The 18394-nt window shown below is 62.1% G+C and carries 17 protein-coding genes and 2 pseudogenes; 6 read left to right on the top strand and 13 right to left on the bottom strand.

The window, feature by feature from the left end:
- A partial coding sequence (locus NDI89_RS22405; RefSeq protein WP_277523737.1) for an integrase core domain-containing protein occupies positions 1-117 on the top strand: 117 nt, incomplete at its 5' end.
- A gap of 197 nt (positions 118-314) precedes the next feature.
- Here the strand turns inward: NDI89_RS22405 and NDI89_RS22400 are convergent.
- From NDI89_RS22400 to NDI89_RS22390, 3 genes and pseudogenes are all read right to left on the bottom strand, one after another.
- On the bottom strand, positions 315-563 hold the full coding sequence (locus NDI89_RS22400; RefSeq protein WP_277524880.1) for a hypothetical protein: 249 nt from the start codon (positions 561-563) through the stop codon (positions 315-317).
- Between the two features lie 34 nt (positions 564-597).
- The gene (locus tag NDI89_RS22395; RefSeq protein WP_277524878.1) at positions 598-771 is read right to left on the bottom strand and encodes a DUF7331 family protein; all 174 of its coding nucleotides are present in this window, start codon (positions 769-771) and stop codon (positions 598-600) included.
- 171 nt (positions 772-942) lie between these two features.
- Positions 943-1197, bottom strand: a pseudogene (locus NDI89_RS22390) (DUF7692 domain-containing protein).
- A 369-nt stretch (positions 1198-1566) separates the two neighbouring features.
- Between NDI89_RS22390 and NDI89_RS22385 the strand changes: the two are divergent.
- Together NDI89_RS22385 and NDI89_RS22380 are read left to right on the top strand one after the other, a co-directional pair.
- A pseudogene (locus NDI89_RS22385) lies at positions 1567-2244 on the top strand (IS6 family transposase).
- 284 nt (positions 2245-2528) lie between these two features.
- On the top strand, positions 2529-4340 hold the full coding sequence (locus NDI89_RS22380; RefSeq protein WP_277524876.1) for a serine hydrolase domain-containing protein: 1812 nt from the start codon (positions 2529-2531) through the stop codon (positions 4338-4340).
- Positions 4341-4578: 238 nt separating this feature from the next.
- Here the strand turns inward: NDI89_RS22380 and NDI89_RS22375 are convergent, their stop codons facing one another.
- The 8 genes from NDI89_RS22375 to NDI89_RS22340 all read right to left on the bottom strand — a co-directional run bounded on the left by NDI89_RS22375 (position 4579) and on the right by NDI89_RS22340 (position 14622).
- Positions 4579-6027 (bottom strand): aldehyde dehydrogenase family protein, encoded by a 1449-nt coding sequence (locus NDI89_RS22375; protein ID WP_277524874.1) that lies wholly within the window; start codon positions 6025-6027, stop codon positions 4579-4581.
- A 533-nt stretch (positions 6028-6560) separates the two neighbouring features.
- Positions 6561-7712 carry an XdhC family protein gene (locus tag NDI89_RS22370; RefSeq protein WP_277524871.1) on the bottom strand — a complete coding sequence of 384 codons (1152 nt, stop codon included), beginning with the start codon at positions 7710-7712 and terminating at the stop codon, positions 6561-6563.
- Positions 7709-9019: a VWA domain-containing protein gene (locus NDI89_RS23965; RefSeq protein WP_277524869.1), complete on the bottom strand. Its 1311-nt coding sequence runs from the start codon at positions 9017-9019 to the stop codon at positions 7709-7711. The genes NDI89_RS22370 and NDI89_RS23965 overlap by 4 nt, the downstream gene beginning before the upstream one ends.
- Positions 9016-9930, bottom strand: a complete 915-nt coding sequence (locus tag NDI89_RS22360; RefSeq protein ID WP_277524867.1) for an AAA family ATPase — start codon at positions 9928-9930, stop codon at positions 9016-9018. Before NDI89_RS22360 ends, NDI89_RS23965 begins: the two co-directional genes overlap by 4 nt.
- Before the next feature lie 77 nt (positions 9931-10007).
- Entirely contained in the window at positions 10008-10898 is an 891-nt protein-coding gene (locus tag NDI89_RS22355) for an FAD binding domain-containing protein (protein ID WP_277524865.1), read from the bottom strand.
- A complete protein-coding gene (locus NDI89_RS22350; RefSeq protein ID WP_277524860.1) occupies positions 10898-13384 on the bottom strand; it encodes a xanthine dehydrogenase family protein molybdopterin-binding subunit in 2487 nt (828 codons plus the stop codon). The genes NDI89_RS22355 and NDI89_RS22350 overlap by 1 nt, the downstream gene beginning before the upstream one ends.
- Positions 13381-13965 carry a (2Fe-2S)-binding protein gene (locus NDI89_RS22345; protein WP_277524859.1) on the bottom strand — a complete coding sequence of 195 codons (585 nt, stop codon included), beginning with the start codon at positions 13963-13965 and terminating at the stop codon, positions 13381-13383. Before NDI89_RS22345 ends, NDI89_RS22350 begins: the two co-directional genes overlap by 4 nt.
- 3 nt (positions 13966-13968) lie before the next feature.
- Positions 13969-14622: an SRPBCC family protein gene (locus tag NDI89_RS22340; RefSeq protein WP_277524857.1), complete on the bottom strand. Its 654-nt coding sequence runs from the start codon at positions 14620-14622 to the stop codon at positions 13969-13971.
- 426 nt (positions 14623-15048) lie between these two features.
- On the opposite strand from NDI89_RS22340, the gene NDI89_RS22335 reads away from it, so the two are divergent.
- The 3 genes from NDI89_RS22335 (at position 15049) to NDI89_RS22325 (ending at position 16979) form a co-directional block, all read left to right on the top strand.
- Positions 15049-16110, top strand: a complete 1062-nt coding sequence (locus tag NDI89_RS22335) for a DUF2249 domain-containing protein (protein ID WP_277524855.1) — start codon at positions 15049-15051, stop codon at positions 16108-16110.
- 8 nt (positions 16111-16118) lie between these two features.
- A complete protein-coding gene (locus NDI89_RS22330) occupies positions 16119-16412 on the top strand; it encodes a hypothetical protein (protein WP_277524853.1) in 294 nt (97 codons plus the stop codon).
- Between the two features lie 93 nt (positions 16413-16505).
- On the top strand, positions 16506-16979 hold the full coding sequence (locus NDI89_RS22325) for a redoxin domain-containing protein (protein ID WP_277524851.1): 474 nt from the start codon (positions 16506-16508) through the stop codon (positions 16977-16979).
- 123 nt (positions 16980-17102) lie between these two features.
- On the opposite strand, the gene NDI89_RS22320 is transcribed toward NDI89_RS22325, so the two are convergent.
- Both NDI89_RS22320 and NDI89_RS22315 read right to left on the bottom strand, forming a co-directional pair.
- Positions 17103-17387: a sulfurtransferase TusA family protein gene (locus NDI89_RS22320; RefSeq protein ID WP_277524849.1), complete on the bottom strand. Its 285-nt coding sequence runs from the start codon at positions 17385-17387 to the stop codon at positions 17103-17105.
- A complete protein-coding gene (locus tag NDI89_RS22315) occupies positions 17380-18387 on the bottom strand; it encodes a hypothetical protein (RefSeq protein ID WP_277524848.1) in 1008 nt (335 codons plus the stop codon). The genes NDI89_RS22320 and NDI89_RS22315 overlap by 8 nt, the downstream gene beginning before the upstream one ends.
- Positions 18388-18394 lie beyond the last annotated feature (7 nt).

The following is an 18394-nucleotide window of genomic DNA, read 5'->3' as shown; positions in this document are numbered from 1 at the left end:
TGGGTCGGCAGTCGGGCGAGCGTCAGAGGATGGATTGAACAGTTCGTACACTACTATAACACACAGCGACCGCACCAGTCACTCAACGGACAGACGCCAGCGGAGGTGCTAAACTAGACAGTGCCCCTAAATTCGTTTTGTAGATCTAGTGATTCAATAGAGACGGGTATTGCCAATATCTGTTGTAGCAGATGACTGGATCACTCATACGAACAGAATAGAACGATCTGTTCAATAGACGTGCATACTTGTCGTTCATTAGTCGGACAGTTCAGTAAGATACAACCGTTCTACGCCGCCAAACTCAATACCGCTTATTGATCCACTTCCTGGAAGTGAAGCGTGACAGCCACGAGCTTCTCATCGTCGGCTTCGACGTCTACTGATCGGATGTACCCGGCAATATCGGTTGCCGCTGTTGCGTCCTCTATAATATTGGTTAATACGGCCTCCACCTGCTCAGTGTTGGACACACGCGTAGCATGGGTCTCCTGGGTTATTTCGTCTGCTTTTACAGGGGACCAGTCAATTGACGACATTCCGAATCCGGGCCGTCTGGCCATCGGATGGTCGTCCCCAGTACCATCAGTATAACCTTCACTTAGCATCGGTGATAGGGATGGCGCGTGTCGACTGGATCCAGGCAGTCGGCTGGTGTTCGTCGTAGAGGACAAGCTGTTCGTCCGCTGTGTTGAACGCGACAACATAATCCGCTGGGTCGCTCGCATCAGCGTATCCGTTGGTATTTGAATTTGCCTTATCCGTTGGCATACTTCTTCGTAAGCGCTACACACTTGTGAAGTTCGCTGGTCACTGTCTACGGGTTTAAAATGGGGTCTCGTCTCAGTGATTAATTATTGATAGCTGAAGATCCCGCACTGAACACTACTTACTGTTCGTCGGGCAGACACAGAGTGGTATTCGAACTGCTCTATGATCCCCTCAATCGGTATTAATGACGGTCTCTGTGTTGACCTCGAAAGTCACTGCTCGAGTAGAGAGTGTCTCGGCAATCTTCCGGCGCTGCTCGAGCGTGAGATTGTCCCGCTCAAGGACCTAGCGTGCGGTGGCAACCAGTTTCGGCACATCGTCACACGCTGAGACGATAGCTTTCGTTTTGTTACAGCTGTAGAAGTCCGCTGTTCGGTCGATCGCGTCGTTCCGGTATGCGTAATCGCCGTCGGTTCGGATCCGCATATTCATACACACGATCCTCTGGATCCTAGTTTTTTCGTCTATCTTGAGCGGCCCATAGCCCACGAAACGGTGGTATCTTATCAGCCAATTAGACTCGTTGCCGACCCGATTGGGACGATCGTCACTCAATATGCACACGAGGTTTCGCAGCTCGTGTTCATATTCGGAAAACCGGATTCCTTGACGTGCAACCTGTGCCAGTTGAGTCGAAATGGTACTTGACATCTTCTATTCACTAGATGGTTGCTGAACCCGCGATAACTATATGTGCTTATTGACCGTTGATCGCTCTACTGACAATCGTCTGCGAAGGGTAGTGTCTAGTTAGGCCAGTTTGAGGAATGAGCAGGTCGTAGAGGTAGATTGGCTATGTCACTCGCAGACCTACGCAGCGAGTGTTACGCGGCGGAATTTGATGAATCTTGGGAGCGGGAGCGGACGGCGACGCCCGTCAGGGCGTTCGCCGTCCAACTCCACGCAACCGGTTGTTCGCTTCGAGAAACACAAGCGATTCTTCGCTTGCTCGGCGTTGAACGGTCTCATCAAGCAATCTGGCACTGGGTACATCGGCTGGCTGACAGCGTTCCAAACCCGCCGACGGCGAAGCCGTCGCGAGTTGCCATTGGTCAGACTGATGTCAAGATCAATGGCTACTGATCTTGGGTCTATACTGCAATCGACCTAGATTCGCGGTTGAGTCTTGATGTCGCAGTGTTCGGACGACGAGGAACCGATCCAGCCGCTGCGTTCCTGCATAAATTGACCGAGAAACACGACCCCTCTGAGGCGGTGTTTCTCGTCGATGGCTACGGATATCTGACTGCCCTCTCCCGGTTAGGGTTGAGCGGTTAACTCGACTACGTTGATCGAAACCTCATCGAAAAGTGGTTTCACACCTTCAAGATGCGAGTTGACCGCTTCCATAATTCATGGGTGGGCAATCGAGCGAACGTCAGAGAACGGCTTGAACAGTTCCTACACTACTACGACACACAACGACCGCACCAATCACTTAACGGATATATACCAGCGGAGGTGCTAAACTAGACAGTGCCCGCCGATGCAACGAGTCAATTTTATGTGATATCAGAGACATTGTTCGGGTGTGGATATCCAAGCGAGATCGCCGTTCCCACGTCTCGTCTAGTAACTGCGCGGAGGAGTCCCGCTCCTCCTGAACAGCTGATCCAATATCCGCTCTTGAGGTGTGAGACGCCTAACGCATACGCCACCAACCGATGATATCCCGACTCTCACGACGCCAATTCCTGTCGTACTCCGCGGCCGCAGGTTCCGGAACCGCCGTTACGGTCAGTGGTTTCGGTGACAGTGTGGCAGCGACGACTCAGGAGACCGATTTGGAAACGCTCGTCGACGACGCTGCCGATCGCGCGTTGACGGAGTACGATGCCGGTGGACTGACGGTCGCCGTCGTCGACGGTGACGACGTTCTCACGAGCGGCTACGGCCACGCGTTTCGGAGCGAAGACGTTCCGGTTCGAGTGAACGAGACGCTCTTTCGCGTCGGTTCCGTGTCGAAGGTCGTCACGTGGACGGCCGCGATGCAGATCGTCGACCGTGATCGCGTCGTACCGGACGCGCCCGTCGACGACCACCTCACAGCCGTGGACTTCCCAGAGACGTTCGACGACCCCATCACGCTCGAACACCTCGCCACCCACACGCCCGGGTTCGAGGCCCGAGCGCGGGGTGACTCGGTTCGAAATCCCGAGTACGTCCGCCCGCTGGCCGAGTCGGTGTCTACGGACGTACCGACGCGCGTCCGTCCGCCGGGCGAACTCCCCCAGTACACCAACTACGCCGCCGCGCTGACCGGTCAGTTGATCGCGGACGTCACTGGACAGCGATTCGGATCGTTCGTTGCAGAGAACGTTTTCGAGCCGCTAGATATGTCGAACAGTACGTTCCGCCCGGCCCCATCGGAACTCGTTCCGGCCGAGGGGACGGCCGTCGAAGACGTCGTGAACTTTCATTCCGACGTCGCACCGGCGTCCGGTCTCCACACGACGAGTGCGGACATGGCACGACTGCTCCGGGCCCACCTGAACGGCGGCGTCGTCGACGGCGAACGACTGCTCTCCGAGCGTGCGGTCGACGAGATGCATCGACAGTGGTACACGCCACACGAGCGGATCGATGGAATGGCGTTCGGTCTCTTCGAGGAGTCCCGCGGCGACGCCCGATTGGTCCGTCACGGTGGCGGTGTTCCGCAGTTCGCCTGTGAGTTCGCACTACTTCCCGAAGATGGTGCCGGCCTATTCGTCGTCGCTCACGGCGACGAGGCGTCCGGCGCCAAGCAGGAGGTCGTGGATGCGCTGCTCGAACGGTTCGCTCCCGTCGATTCGAGCGGGGCTCGACGCACGCCCGACGGCACACCCGAGCGCGCGGACGAACTCGCCGGCCGGTATCGATCGGTGAACACGACCGACAACGCCACCGCCGAGAAGTTGGTCTTCGGTCTCCTCACGGGCCAGCCGATCGACGTCCGAGTCGCCGCCGACGGCCGGCTGATAACCGAGCAAGGTGGGAGCACGGACGAATGGGTCGAGATCGAACCGCTCGTCTTCGAGCACCTCGAGGAGGACGCGACGCTTCTGTTCCGCGAGGAAAACGGCGAAGTGACGCACTTGCTGGACGGACTCGGAGCCTACGAACGGATCGGCTACCTCGAGCGGTTGTCTGTACAGGGGTGGGTAGCAGTCGTCGCTGCGGTGACCGCGCTCACCGGTCTCCTGGGCTGGCCGGCGGCCGTCGGGTGGCGTCGATATCGCGGCGGCGAGTCGCCACCATCGTCTGCCACGCGCGCTCGGTGGGTCGCTGGTTCGGGCGTCGCCGGGATCCCGTTGTTCGGTCTCGTTCTCGTCGGCGTCGCCATCGCCACGGCGTCGATGGACGGGCCGACGCTGTTCAACCGCCCGCCCGCGTGGTTTGAGGTCGTATTCGTCGTACCGACGCTGGGAGCCGTCGCCACCGTCGGTGCAGTCGGGTACGCCGCCCGTGCGTGGCTTCGGCACGACTGGACGCTCGCTGCGCGGGTCCACTACTCGGCGGTCGTCGCCGGAGCGACGGTCCTCTACTGGCTCCTCCAGTACTGGAACCTGCTGTGGATCCGGACGGGTTAACGTCGTTCGGTGCTCGCTCAACACTTGTTCTCGCGTCCGGAGCGATCTCTCGCATGACCTGTGAGTTACCCGTCTGAGAGGGACACGAGGAAATCGAGGAGATCTCCCACTGAATGCCGGTCTTTTCCTCCGGACTCAAGTGAAAGACCGTACAAAACCCACCTACCGCTATATCTCTGCGTGGTGTGGCCGGTGCATCAACGAGGGAATCCACGACGAGTGGACGCGATGACGCCGTTCACCGCGGCTTCTCGTCTAAATTCACCGAGATGTTTTTCGTCTGTAGGTACGATTCGAGCGCTTCGAGTCCCTTCTCACGACCGATTCCGCTCTGTTTCATCCCGCCGAACGGCGTTTCGATCGAACCGCCGAACCACTCGTTCACGTAGACGCTCCCCGCGTCGATATCACGAGCCAGTCGCAACGCCTGCTTGATGTCTCGAGAGAATACCCCACCGGTGAGTCCGTACTCGACGTCGTTTGCGATGTCGATCGCCTCCTCGCGATCGGAGAACGGAATCACCGTAAGAACGGGACCGAAGATTTCCTCCTGAGCGATCCGCATCTCGGGTTCGACGTCGGTGAAGACCGTCGGCGGAAGGAAATAGCCGTCTCGATCGAGCGGTTCGCCGCCGGTCTCGAGGGTAGCCCCTTCGGTCACGCCGGTATCGATGTATTCCAGTACGGTCTCGAAGTGGTCGTCGTGGTTGAGCGGTCCCATATCCGGATCCTCTGTTCCGGAGCCGATTGCGTACGATTCCGCTCGGTCGACGAGCCGGTCGACGAACTCGTCGTAGATCGACTCGTGAACGAGGGCTCGATCGGCCGCCGAACAGATCTGCCCGGCGTTCGTGAAGATCCCGGTTGCGACCCAGAACGCTGCTTCGTCGAGATCGGCATCGGGCATTACGATCGCAGGGTTCTTGCCGCCCAACTCGAGCGTTACGGGCGTGATCGTTTCGGCAGCGGATTTCATCACCGCCTCGCCCGTGGGGACGCTTCCCGTGAACGTGAGCTGGTCGATGTCGTCGTGCGACGACAGTGCTGCGCCCGGTTCCGCGCCGCCGGTCACGACGTTAACGACGCCGTCCGGAACGCCCGCTTCCCGACAGAGTTCGGCGAAGTGGAGTGCCGACAGCGGCGTCGTCGGTGCCGGTTTCACCACGACCGTGTTCCCGGCCACGAGTGCGGGTGCTACTCCGCGAGCGGCGATACTCAGCGGAAAGTTCCACGGGACGATCTGCCCGCTGACTCCGTAGGGTTCGCGGGTGGTCATGTCGAGCGTCTCCGCCCCTCTCGGGACGCTCTTTCCCTCGAGCTTGTCGGCGACGCCCGCGTAATACTCGAAGTAACGGACCGCGTCGTCGACGTCGCTGCGCGCCTGACTGAGGGGCTTCCCCTGATCGAGACTTTCGATTCGGGCGAGGTCCTCGGCGTGGTCTCGAAGGACGTCCGCGACCTGATGGATGATTCGCCCGCGTTCGACGGGAGATTTCGCTTGCCAACCGGAAAGCGAGTCACGAGCGGCCTCGACCGCCCGATCGACGTCCGTGCTGGTCGCCGCCGCGAACTGAGCGATGGAGTCACCAGTCGCCGGATCCGTGGTCGTGCTCGATTCGCCAGTCGATGCCGCTACGAACTCGCCGTCGATAAACAGCCGATAGCGTTCTTTCGTTTCGATAGTCATGAGTATACTCACAGCGGACTAATTCGTACGGTATCCGAACGGCACCGCTGTACGTAGACCAATGAATAAACCTCCAATAATGCTATCCATACTTGCTCGTCCGAAGTAACCGAAATCGGTTTCGAAAGTCGCGCAGTGCGGACAATCCTGAAATAGAGGTAACTATCTATCGCTAGTAGACGGTATCAGAGATCGAGAGAAACGAATTCGATCAGAGGAGAATGGGGGCGGGATCTATCTGATCGGCCGCGAAAACGAACGATGCGAAATGATACGAAGCGTCTCGCTCCGACGCATGAGGCTACCGTCGAACAGAGACCGTCTCCCCGACGGTCATCACCAGTCTCGAGTCATCGGGCTCGATCAACGCCAGCGTACCGTCAGTGCGACGTTCCGCGGGGAATGATGGCGCAGTCGGAATGCCATAGTCGACGGGAGTCCGAAAGTTCGCGGCGATAACCCACGCTCGAGCGAGCATGGTTCCCGTTCGATCGTCAGATTCGTCGGCGTCTCCAGAATCGTTTCGATCCATATCAGTCCGTTTTCGTTTCCGTTTCCGCGCGGTCGTGGATCGGACCCCCTCGTCGGCTGAGGTGTTGCGGTGTTCGCTCGTTAGCGACCGCGAGGACCTCCGCGACGATACTGAGCGCGATCTGGTACGGCGCGTCTCCGCCGAGGCTCAAACCGATCGGCGTGTAGATCCGCTCGAGTTCCGCGTCGGTGATCGGGCGGTTCTCTTCGGCGAAATCCTCGCACATTTCTTCGAACCGCTTCTGTGGCCCCATTAGTCCGATGTACTCGGTCGGAGTCTCCAGCAACTGTTCCAGAGCGAGGCGATCGTCGAGGAAGTTGTGGCTCATCACTACCGCGTACGTGTCCGTATCCCACTCTCGGAGATCCGGTATCTCCCGCGGCGACGCCGAAACGACGCCGTCAGCCCGGGGGAACCGATCGTCGTCCGCGCGGCCGCCGCGAAACGAGACGACCGTTACGCGGAAGTCGACGCGGTTCGCCAGCTCGACGACTGGTTCGACGTCGTGACCGGATCCGAATACGACGAGCTCCGGCGGCGGCCGCACCCCGTCCACGAATACCTCGACGCGTCCGGCGTCCGTCTCGACGGTCAGCGTCTCGCTCTTCCCGGTCGCGACGAGCGTTCGCGTCGGATCCTCGAGTTCGTCGATCACCGCCGCTGGGAAATCAGTGTCGTCGGCGAATCCGTCGTCCGGTGCGTAGTACGTCCGATTACCGACCGCGATGTCGATCTCGGTCTCGTCGCTGACGACGGTGGCGACACCGATCGGGTTACTGGCGCGTCGAGCGTCGACGACCGGTCGATACGACTCGTCGAGCCGCTCCAGCAGGACCGTTATCACGCCGTTACAGCCGATTCCGAGACCCCAGACGTCGTCATCGCCGGTCAGATCCCACGTCTCGACGCGCGGGGAACCGTCGGCCAGTACGTCGGCAGCCAGAGCGCGGACTTCGTCTTCCAGACACCCCGCCGTAATGCTTCCCGCTCCGCCGCCGTCGGGACGGATGAGCATCTTTGCACCCGGGCGACGGTACGCGCTCTCGTCGACAGCGATCACCGTCGCCAAGACGGCTGCCGTCTCGTCGTCGAGTGTCGTTCGTATTCGATCGAACACGTCCGTTTCCGGGAGACTCCAGTCGCTCGTACTCATGGTTGATTCGTCGTTCGGGTAGTCGTCTGCCGATTCGACCGCGCGTCGAATTCGTAGCCGATCCGTCTGCTCGCCCCATGCTGTCGGAGTTGTCGCGCCAGTTCGGCGACGTCGTCCGGGCCAGCGAACGGGAACAGGCCGTCGAGATACGGAACCGCTGTGGCCATTCCTCGAGCGGTCGGTTCGTAGGACGGGGCCGTCGCCAGCGGATTTAACCACAGCACCCGCTCGGCCCGGCGATCGATCCACGAGAGTCCGCGTTCGAGGACGTCGATGTCACCCCGCTCGAGGCCGTCGCTGACGACGAACACGACCGTGCGTCGATCGACGGTCTCCGGTGCCGTCTCGCGAAGCTGCTCGAACGAGCGTCCGATTCGTGTTCCGCCGCCCCAGGCGGCTTCAGCGGCCTCGAGCGCTTCGAACGCCGTCGTCGCCGACTCCGCGTCGAGGGAGTCAGTCACCTCCCTGAGTGCTTCGTCGAAAAAGAACACCCGAGCGTCCCGCCAGTCGCGACGGGCCCGGCGGAGGAACTCTATCAGGAATCCGCGATCGACGGTGTCGAGAACGGACCGGCTCACGTCGACCAACAGTACCGCGCGGACTGCGGTCCGTCGGCGATCGCGTTTCGGGACCGAGAGGACAGTTCCACCGGTACTCACGCTCGCGCGGAGCGCCCGCCGGATGTCGGCGCGGTCGGTACCCGACTGGAACCGTCGCCCCTGCAACTGCCCGAGCGCTCGAGTCAGGTCGCGAAACGGCGTTGCGAGACCGCTCGAATCGGTCGGGAGTCGTCCGTCGACCGTCTCGGCCGATCCCGACGGGCTGTACAGTGCCGTCGCTGCCCCGCTCCCGCCGACTTCTGCGGCGTCGGAAACCGCCGCTGCAAACGATTCTGCGAGCGAACGTCCCGTAACGCGATCACCGTCCTCGGGATCGCCGGATGCGTTCTCGCCGTTGTCGTCCGGGTCGGGGGCATCAGGCGAATCGAGAGCCGGTTCGAGTCCGTCGTCGATCGGAGCGGACGGTCGTCCGTCCTGGGAACCCGCCGTGAGCCGACGCCAGAATATCTCGAACAACCGGTCGAACACTTCGAAATCCCCGCTGTCGGTGAGGAGACTGGCTCGCAACGCCGTTCGAACGCGGCTGCGATCCTCGAGTCCGATCTCGGCGATCGATCTGGCGGCGGTCGTTCCGGCGTTGGCCGGGACGGCCGCACCGCTGCGGCGGAGTTCACGGACGAATCTGACGAGCTCCGTCCGGACGTGGTCGTGGACGTCCGCGCCGGCGTCGTCCCCACGATCGCTCACGCTTCACCCCCCGCTCGCTCGGCGGCCTCGAGCAGTTCCGTCATGAGGGCGTCGTCGACTCGTTTGACGTCCTCACCCGCTTTCAGCAGACAGCCGAGCGTGTTTCGGATCGTTTTCGGCTCGAGCGCTCCGTCGCCGTCGTCGCGCAGCGAGGCGATCGCTCGAGCCCAGTCGATGGTTTCGGCCGCGCCGGGCGGTTTTCGCAGCGGTTCCTCGCGGAGTCGAGCGGCGATCGCGCAGAGGTCCGCCGCGACGGTATCGTCCAGTTGGGGCACCTTCCGGCGGAGAATGGCAGTCTCCTTCTCGAGGGACGGTGGTTCGACGTACAGGTACAGACAGCGGCGCTTGAGAGCGTCGCTCAACGCTCGCGTCTGGTTGGACGTGACGATCACGATCGGCGGCCGGTCGGCCGAGATCGTCCCCAGTTCCGGGACCGACACCTGAAAGTCAGAGAGCACTTCGAGCAACAGCGCCTCGAACTCGTCGTCGGCGCGGTCGACCTCGTCGATCAGCAGGACCGGTGGCCGATCGTCGTCGCTGCGGAGCGCTCTTAGCAGCGGTCGTTCCAGCAGGTACTCCTCGGCAAATACCGACGATTCGGGATCGTCACCGCTCTGAACCGCGAGTAACTGCTTCGTGTAGTTCCACTCGTAGAGCGCGTGTTCGGCGGTCAGGCCCTCGTAACACTGCAGCCGCATCAGTTCGCTCCCGAGGCTCGACGCAAGCACCTTGGCGAGTTCCGTCTTCCCGGCGCCCGGCTCCCCCTCGATCAGTAGCGGCTTTCCCAGCCGCAACGCCAGGAGTAGGGTGGTCACGATTTCGTCCTCGGCGACGTAGTCCTCCGCCTCGAGAGCGGAGCGGACGTCGGACTCCGTCAGGTCCGCGAACGTCGCAGGCGGTTCGTCCGTCATGTAGATAGGGTGGATTCGCCGGTTCGTTCGACGTTCGATCCGTTGCGAAGCACGTTCTCGTTTCCGTTCACGCTCGGTCAGTCCGCAGCCGCGGGCGCAGCGGCCCGATCGACCGCCGCTTCGAGGGCGCGCTCGGTGTACACCTCGAGCAGCTGTGCGCGGAACTCGCCCGACGCCTGCAGATCGTCCATCATGAGCGCCGTATCGAGCTCGTCGGTCGCGTGGCCCGCAGCCGTCGCGATCGTCTCCTCGTCGAGCGATTCGCCGACCAAGGCCTCTTCGACCGGATCGAGCCGGACTCCGTGATCCATCGCGCCGTTCGCGCCGATTCTGGCCGACTCGACGGTTCCGTCGTCGACCGTCAGCAGGGCCGCGACGCCGACCATCGCGTACCCCGAAGACGGACTCGGCTTCTTCGCGTAGGTCCCGACGGCGTCAGCCGCCGAGGGAACTTCGATTTTGGTGAGTATCTCGGCGGGGCCGAGATCCGTGGCGTACATCCCGTAATAGAACTCGTCAGCGGGGATAGACCGCTCGCCGTCGGGGCCCTGCACGACCAACGTCGCATCGGAGACCAGCGCGGCGCCGGGAAGATCAGAGGCCGGATCCGCGTGCGCGAGATTACCGCCGATCGTGCCCCGGTTGCGAACCTGTCGATCGCCAACCCGCTCGATCGCCGCGGTCAGCGCCGGCGCGTGTTCACGGGCGTCCTCGGATCCGAGGACGTCACTGTAGCGATTCATCGCGCCGATCTCGAGCGTCTCGTCGTCGACGGCAACCCCGTGGAGCGCGTCGACCTCGCCGATGTCGATCAGCACGTCCGGGCTCGAGAGCCCGGTCTTCATCGCCGGGAGCAGACTGTGACCGCCGGCCAGCAGCTCCGTCTCTTCCATCGCGTTGTCCTCGAGCAGGTCGATCGCTTCCTCGATCGTCGTCGCCTCGTAGTAGTCGAACTCGTCGGGGTACATTACGAATCACCTCCGGTGCCGTCGGCAGCGGTGTCGGGGTCGTCCGTCCCGCCGTCCGCGGCAGCGGCCGGCGTCTCGGTTTCGGCGTCGGGTTCGGTTCGTCCGTCGACGGCGTTCCAGATCCGTTCGGCCGTCATCGGCATCTCGACGTGGTCGACGTCGAACGGCTCGAGGGCGTCCACGACCGCGTTCACGACGGCCTGCGGGGCCGCGATCGTCCCGGCCTCGCCGACTCCTTTGACGCCGAGCGGATTGTGCGGACTCTCGGTGACGGTCGAACCCGTTTCCATCTCCGGGATGTGCATCGCCTTGGGGACGGCGTAGTCCTGCATCGATCCCGTCAGGAGCTGTGCGTTCGAGTCGTACTCCGCGCCCTCGTAGAGCGCCTGGCCGACACCTTGGGCGACGCCGCCGTGGACCTGCCCCTCGACGATCTTGGGGTTGATCTGGTTGCCGACGTCGTCGACGGCGACGTACTGATCGAACTCGATCTCCCCCGACTTCGGATCGACCTCGACGACCGCGACGTGGGTCCCGAACGGGAACACGAAGTTGTCCGGATCGTAGAACGACGTTGCCTCGAGACCGGGTTCCATGTCCTCGGGCATATCGTGAGCGAGGTAGGACTGCTGGGCGACCGCTTTGATCCCGATCGATCGGTCGGGCGCACCCGTGACCCGGAACTCGCCGCCTTCGAACTCGATGTCTGCCGGATCGGCCTCGAGCTGGTGGGCCGCAATCTCCCGGGCCTTGTCGACGAGCTTCTGCGAACTCTTGACCAGCGAGCTCCCGCCGACCGCCGCCGATCGGGAGCCGTACGTCCCCATTCCGTGCGGGATTTCGTCCGTGTCGCCCTCGACGACCTCGACGTCCTCGTAGGGGATGCCGAGTTCGTTCGCGACGATCTGTGCGTACGTCGTCGCGTGCCCCTGTCCGTGACCCGACGTGCCACAGAAGGCCGTCACCGTCCCGGAGGGGTGGAAGCGGACGAGACTCGACTCCCAGAGCCCGGCCTGTGCGCCGAGCTGGCCGGCGAGTTCCGACGGCGCTAACCCACAGGCCTCGATGTAACAGGAGAAGCCGACGCCGAGGTATCGGCCGTCTTCGCGGGCCTGCTCCTGCCGCTCACGGAACGACTCGTAGTCGGCCATCTCGAGGGCCTTATCGAGCGTCTTCTCGTAATCGCCGCTATCGTAGACGACGGCGACCTGGGTTTCGTAGGGGAACGCGTCCTCGGGGACGAAGTTCCGCCGCCGGAATGCTGCGGGATCCATCCCCATCTCTTCGGCACCGAGCTTCGCCAGTCGCTCGATCACGAACGACGCCTCCGGACGGCCGGCACCCCGATAGGCGTCGACCGGCGGGACGTTCGTGAACGCGCCGGTCACCGAGCAGTGGATGGCCGGGATGTCGTACTGGCCCGAGAGCAACGTCCCGTAGAGGTACGTTGGAACGGCGGGCGCGAACGTCGAGAGATACGCGCCGAGGTTCGCCGTCGTGTCGACGCGGAGACCGACGATGTCGCCGTACTCGTTCATCGCGAGGTCGGCCGTCGTCCGATGGCCGCGGCCCTGTGCGTCGGTCTTGTACGTCTCCGTGCGAGTGGCGGTCCACTTGACCGGGCGCTCGAGGTGCTTGGCGATCCACGCGACCAGGGCCTCGTCGGCGTAGTGGTGGATCTTGCTCCCGAACCCGCCGCCGACCTCCGGGGCCTTGATCCGCAGTTTGTGTTCCGGATGCCCGATCACCCCCGACATGAGCAGGCGGTGCAGGTGCGGGTTCTGGGAAGTCATGAACACGTCGAGCTCGTCCGTTCCGGGGCTGTACTCGGCGACGGCGGCCCGCGGTTCCATCGCGTTCGGGATGAGCAACTGGTTCTCGAGGTCGATGCTCGCGGTGTGTGCGGCCGATTCGAACGCCTCGTCGGTCCGCTCGGCGTCGCCGATCTCCCAGTCGAACGCGACGTTGTCCTCGGCGTCGTCGTGGAGTTCGGCTGTGTCGTCCTCGAGGGCGTCGACCGGATCGGTTACGGCGTCGAGTCGCTCGTAGTCGACGTCGATGGCGTCGACCGCGTCGTGAGCGAGGTACCGATCCTCGGCGACGACGACCGCGATCGCGTCGCCCTGATATCTGACCCTGTCGTCCGCCAGTATCGGGTGATCGACCTCGCGGAGGCTGTCGAGCAGCCAGCCGACGGGCAGCGAGTACGAACCGCCGCCCGGCGTGTCCTCACGGTGGAGGTCGTCGTGAGTGTAGACGGTGACGACCCCGTCCATCGCCTCGGCTGCGCTCGTATCGACATCCTCGAGCTTCGCGTGGCCGTGCTGGCTCCGACAGATCGCCATGTGGACCATGTCCTGACGTTGAATATCGTCGGTGTACTCGGCATCGCCGGTGATCAGCGCGGGATCCTCCCGGCGTTCGATCGCCGAGCCGAGGATATCGGCGGCGTCGACCTCGTCCGGGTCGATCGATTCGATGCTCATTCGGACTCACCTCCGTCCTCGGGCCAGCGCACGTCACCGGCATCGGAGCCGCAGCACGATCCCGATCCGTCCGCGGCGTCGGCCGGACAGCCCCCGTCGGCGACGGCCCCAGCATGCATCTCGTCGGCCGCGTTCTCGACTGCGTTGACGATGTTCTGGTAGCCAGTACACCGACAGAGGTTCCCCTCCAGTCCCTCGCGGATCTCCTCGCGACTGGGATCGGGGTTCTCCTCGAGGAGATCGGTCGCTGCCATCATCATTCCGGGGGTGCAGTACCCACACTGGAGTCCGTGCTCCTCCTGAAACCCGGACTGAACGGGGTGGAACTCGCCGTCCTCGGCCAGTCCCTCGACCGTCTCGATCGTCGCGCCGTCTGCCTGTACCGCGAGAACGGTACAGGACTTGACCGCGTCGTCGTCGAGGTGGACCGTACATGCGCCACAGAGGCTGCTCTCGCAACCGACGTTCGTTCCGGTGTAGCCGAGCTCGTCCCGGAGCGCGTGAACCAGGAGCGTCCGCGGCTCGACCGTGAGTTCGTGATCTGTTCCGTTGACCGTCAGCGTGATGTCGTGTTCAGTCATAGCTTACGAGTCGCTCGAGTCGCTTCCCGACCGGCCGAGTACCCTGTCGACCAGTCCTCGATCGCTTTCTGTCGGGTCCGATTCGTCGGCGGTCGCGTCCCCCTCGGCGGCGAGCTGCCGCTCGCGGAGTTGGTCCTGGACCGACGAGAAGAACCGCTTGACCACGCGGTTCGCGACCGGATTGACGACGCGTTGGCCCATCTGGGCGATCTTCCCGAACACGTCGGCTTCGGTCTCCCACTCAACGGCGACGCCGTCGTCGGTCTCGGAGAGGGACATCCCCGACGACATCTCGAAGGAACTGTTGCTCGACGACCCCTCGCCGACGGCGGACATCTCCGGGTACTCGCGGTGATCGATCGTCACCACCGTCTCGAACGTCGGGTTCACCGGCCCGACGCTGATCTGCATCAGCGCTGCGTAGTGACCGCCCTCCTCGAACGCGCGTTCGGCGATCACCTCCGGGTCGGCGGTCGGTTCGACCTCCCGATCGGTCGTTTCGTCGCGCAACTCGTCGAAGTCGACGTCCGTATCATCGACGCGGATCAGGAACTCACATCCCGGTAGCGACTGCTCGACCAACACCGGATCCGATAGCGCGAGCCACACCTCGTCGACCGTTGTCTCCTCGAGTTCGAAGGTCCCACTGAATTCCATGTTGACACCGACTGGTGTGTGCCAGTCGTTAGCGTGGTATGGCAACGCACATAACTATAATACTTTGCATATAAGCGGTAATAGGGGCATTTTGAAACCATATCAGGTTAACTCATGGAGAGGATTTAACCGGTCCGGGAATCGCTACCGACGGCTGTTGGGCACGTTGTCAGAAATGACAAGAGGCACCTGCGCACTTATCGCCCGTCACTCGACGCGGAGCGACGATTTTCTCCTGCAGGAACCAGCAGTGCGGAGCGCCCGGTGCTCAATCGAGCGCGAGATCGATGGTCTTCGTCTGCTGGTAGTGCTCGAGCGTCTCGGCGCTGAGTTCGCGTCCGATACAGTCCTGCAGTCTATTTAAACAAAGATCCGAAACGGTTCGTCACAGTCCCTATCTGTCGACGTGAACGAGATAATCCTACGATGACGACATCCATTGACCTCCGGAATCTCCGGGAGGAAGAGCAGCGAGATCATCTCTTCGACGGTCTCGACGAGCTCGAGGACGGGTCCTCGATATCGATCACGGCCGATCGAGATATAACTGCCTTCCTGTACAGCTACCAGATCAAGCGCGGCGTCGTCCTAGAGCGGGAAGACGACCCGACAGATTCGGACGATTCCGCGACTCGAGTCACGAAGGTCCGTGATCTGGACGAAGACGAACGCGCGTCGTTCGACGTTCGATCGATGCCGCCACAGAAACGCCACCGCGTCTTGCTCGAGACGTTCGACGACCTCGAGCCGGGGGAGGGATTCGTCTTCCTCAACGATCACGATCCAAAACCGCTCTCCCACGAGATCCGTTCGACTCGGGGAGAGACCTTCGACTGGGAGTATCGAAGTCGAGAGTCTCGGGAGTGGGCAGTCGAGGTCGTCAAAACGGACGCTTCCGAGGGGGCAACTGACGGTGTCTTCACCAAGTTCGACGTTCGAAAGATCCCGAAACAGGAGCGACATCCGACCATCCATCACCGGTACGGGATGTTGCCGGACGGAGCGACGATGGAGATCGTTGCACCACACGAGCCGCGACCGCTCCGACAGGAGTTCACGCAACGGTACGGCGGTTCGTTCAGCTGGGACGTGGCCGAATCGGAACCAGGGCGCTGTCGCGTCCAGATAACCAAGGGAGAAGAGTCGACCGATACGGACGCTGCTGGCGAGATGGAGTCGAGTTCCGCTCCCGACGAGTCCGACTCGATAACGGTCACGGAAGAGCTGGACGTTCGGGATCGTCCCCCCGCAGAACGTCACGAACTGATTTTCGAGGCGTACGCGGACCTCGAGGGAGAACAGGCGTTCGTTCTCGTCAACGATCACGACCCGAAACCGCTGTACCACCAGTTCGAAGCGGAAGCAGGACCCGAGTTCCAGTGGGAGTATCAAAAGAAGGAACCCGGGGAGTTCAGGGTACTGATCGGGAAATCCGAGAACAGGACCCGCGAACCCGACGCAAACGAATCGGTCAATTCACCGTTCTAGTTCAAATTATGACGCAAAATGAGTCCGAGGTCACCGTCACGTTTCATCCACAGGAGTGGACTGATTCGTCGGGGCAAGCACACGACTGGGACAGGAAACAGCTGATCCCCGCCGAAGAGCGAGAGCCGGTCACGTTCGTCGTCCCACGGGAGGACGGGACCGACGAGGACGGGGACGGTTACCCGGACGAATCGTACGAGGCGAATCAGTTGCAGGCTCACGCTGACGCTCCTGACTGGGTTCGCGAGTGGGACGGGCCGTACTATGTCAGGACTGAGCTGGAGCCCGAGACGGAAAGCTAATACTCGGTTCCTAGCTCTCTATTTTTTGCGCGAGGAGAATCCAGCCATGTTCGTGTCCACTTTTAACCTGATATGGAACGAACAAGAATTCGTATGCCCACAACAGGCGACACTGCGCCGACGTTCACAGCCACGATCGGAACGAGCGACCACGAGAGCTTCGACCTCGAGAATCACTTGGGGAACGGTCCAGTCGTGGTCGCGTTCTTCCCAGGAGCGTTCACGCCACCGTGTACGAACGAAATGGTCGCGCTACAGGAGAAACTGGACAAGTTCCGCGATGCCGATGCGACGGTCCTCGGCGTGAGCGCGGATTCCCCGTTCTCACTGGGGGCGTTCCGTGACGAACACAATATCGAGTTCGACCTCGTCAGTGACATGAACGGTGACGCGATCGAGGCCTACGATCTCGAGATCGACATTCCCGAACTCGGCCTCTACGATATCGCCAACCGTGCGGTGTTCGTCCTCGACGAGAATGGAACGATCGAATACGAGTGGACCGCGGATGATCCGACGAACGAACCGGCTTACGACGAGGTGCTCGAAGCCGTCGAATCGGCGTAGAGAACACTCGCATTCGGTCCCGTGAAAAGATATCGATGAGATCGGTCAGTCGCAGCGAATCGTTCTCAGGGAGCCGAGTGTGAGGCCTATGCCTCGTTCAGCCGTCCGTTCGAGGGAGAGACGTCACTCGTGGTGGATTCGGAGATAGGTCGTGTACTCCTTTCGCAGGAGTCCGCTTCGTTCGGATTCGATCCCGAGCAGTTCGTGGGGGGTCTGCGCGGCGAGCTGTGGATACTCGGTCTTCGCTCGACGGTCGGTACTACGGATCATTAGAACGGCGTCCTCGGGCAGGTCGGTGAGTGCCCGCTGGACGCGCGCGATACCGTTCGCACACCCGCGCCCGCGGTTGTCGATCGTCTCGTCGGGCTCAACGTTCGATACGTGATCCGGGACCTCGAGGTCAGTCATCGGCAACCCCCTCTGCCGGCGGTTCGTCTGCCGACTCCGGTGATCCGCCGCTCGATCCCCGATCGAGATCCTCGAGGTCACAGACACCGTCGATGGGCGAACAGGCCCGCCACATCGGACAGGTTTTGAAGATGACGAACAGAAGGGCGACGAAGCCGAGCTTCGCGAGAATCGCGAGTCCGATTGTGGAGGTCACGTACGGCGAGACTGACGTACCGAAGAGATAGATCGACTGTACGAGACCGGTCGCCAAGAGCGTCGGAATGATGAACTGCACCGTCCACCGGAAGCGCTCGAGTTGCTCGCCGGCGGCGCTGATCACGGCCGTCGTGGGCCGTTCCTGGCCAGTCGGAACCGCGACGAAGATGTTCCAGACTGCGCCGCCGATCCAGACCGTAAACGCGAGCAGGTGGAGGATTCGAACGGCCATCGCCATCGTGTCGGTGGACCGAAGGCCGACCTCCGCTATGGCGGTGAGCGTCACTGCACCGATCGCGAGACCGAACGCGAGGAGACCGATCGGTGATCGAAACGACTCGTCGACGGACCTGCTGCGCAGTGCATCGACCGCGGTGAACAAGACGAGTCCACCGACGGTCACCGCGAGGCCGGCCACGAACAGCGAGTCGTCGAGCGTCGCAGTATACTGGGTGAGAACGACGTACGTCCCCGGAATAATCGCGAGCAGAGCGAGGAGCGCGATCCGATCGAACCGGGCGTACATCCGCTCGCAGTACTCGTTCGCACCCGACTTGAGGTCGGCCGGTCGGACGAAGCCGTGCTTCCAGAGCAGTCCACCGGTGAGGACGCCCAAGCCCACAAAGTATAGCCACTTCGCGATCACCGCAACCGGCGCCCAGCGGCTCGCAATCTGAAACGAGACGGCGGTTCCAATGAGCGATGCGAGGAGAATGATAGCGAGCGCGACCTTCGGGAGGAGGTACTTATCAAAGAGGTCGTCGCCGACCGAATCGAGCGTTCGTCGTGACGTCTCGGGCATTCGAGGG

The organism is Natrinema salsiterrestre (assembly GCF_029502005.1).
In the GTDB taxonomy this organism is placed as follows: domain Archaea; phylum Halobacteriota; class Halobacteria; order Halobacteriales; family Natrialbaceae; genus Natrinema; species Natrinema salsiterrestre.
This window is presented reverse-complemented; position numbering and strand designations above follow the sequence as displayed.

Excerpts from the sequence above, each read along its gene's own strand:
- NDI89_RS22400 (WP_277524880.1), bottom strand. The coding sequence starts at position 563 with ATGGCCAGACGGCCCGGATTCGGAATGTCGTCAATTGACTGGTCCCCT.
- NDI89_RS22395 (WP_277524878.1), bottom strand. The coding sequence starts at position 771 with ATGCCAACGGATAAGGCAAATTCAAATACCAACGGATACGCTGATGCG.
- NDI89_RS22375 (WP_277524874.1), bottom strand. The coding sequence starts at position 6,027 with ATGACTATCGAAACGAAAGAACGCTATCGGCTGTTTATCGACGGCGAG.
- NDI89_RS22370 (WP_277524871.1), bottom strand. The coding sequence starts at position 7,712 with ATGAGTACGAGCGACTGGAGTCTCCCGGAAACGGACGTGTTCGATCGA.
- NDI89_RS22360 (WP_277524867.1), bottom strand. The coding sequence starts at position 9,930 with ATGACGGACGAACCGCCTGCGACGTTCGCGGACCTGACGGAGTCCGAC.
- NDI89_RS22355 (WP_277524865.1), bottom strand. The coding sequence starts at position 10,898 with ATGTACCCCGACGAGTTCGACTACTACGAGGCGACGACGATCGAGGAA.
- NDI89_RS22350 (WP_277524860.1), bottom strand. The coding sequence starts at position 13,384 with ATGAGCATCGAATCGATCGACCCGGACGAGGTCGACGCCGCCGATATC.
- NDI89_RS22345 (WP_277524859.1), bottom strand. The coding sequence starts at position 13,965 with ATGACTGAACACGACATCACGCTGACGGTCAACGGAACAGATCACGAA.
- NDI89_RS22340 (WP_277524857.1), bottom strand. The coding sequence starts at position 14,622 with ATGGAATTCAGTGGGACCTTCGAACTCGAGGAGACAACGGTCGACGAG.
- NDI89_RS22335 (WP_277524855.1), top strand. The coding sequence starts at position 15,049 with ATGACGACATCCATTGACCTCCGGAATCTCCGGGAGGAAGAGCAGCGA.
- NDI89_RS22330 (WP_277524853.1), top strand. The coding sequence starts at position 16,119 with ATGACGCAAAATGAGTCCGAGGTCACCGTCACGTTTCATCCACAGGAG.
- NDI89_RS22325 (WP_277524851.1), top strand. The coding sequence starts at position 16,506 with ATGCCCACAACAGGCGACACTGCGCCGACGTTCACAGCCACGATCGGA.
- NDI89_RS22320 (WP_277524849.1), bottom strand. The coding sequence starts at position 17,387 with ATGACTGACCTCGAGGTCCCGGATCACGTATCGAACGTTGAGCCCGAC.
- NDI89_RS22315 (WP_277524848.1), bottom strand. The coding sequence starts at position 18,387 with ATGCCCGAGACGTCACGACGAACGCTCGATTCGGTCGGCGACGACCTC.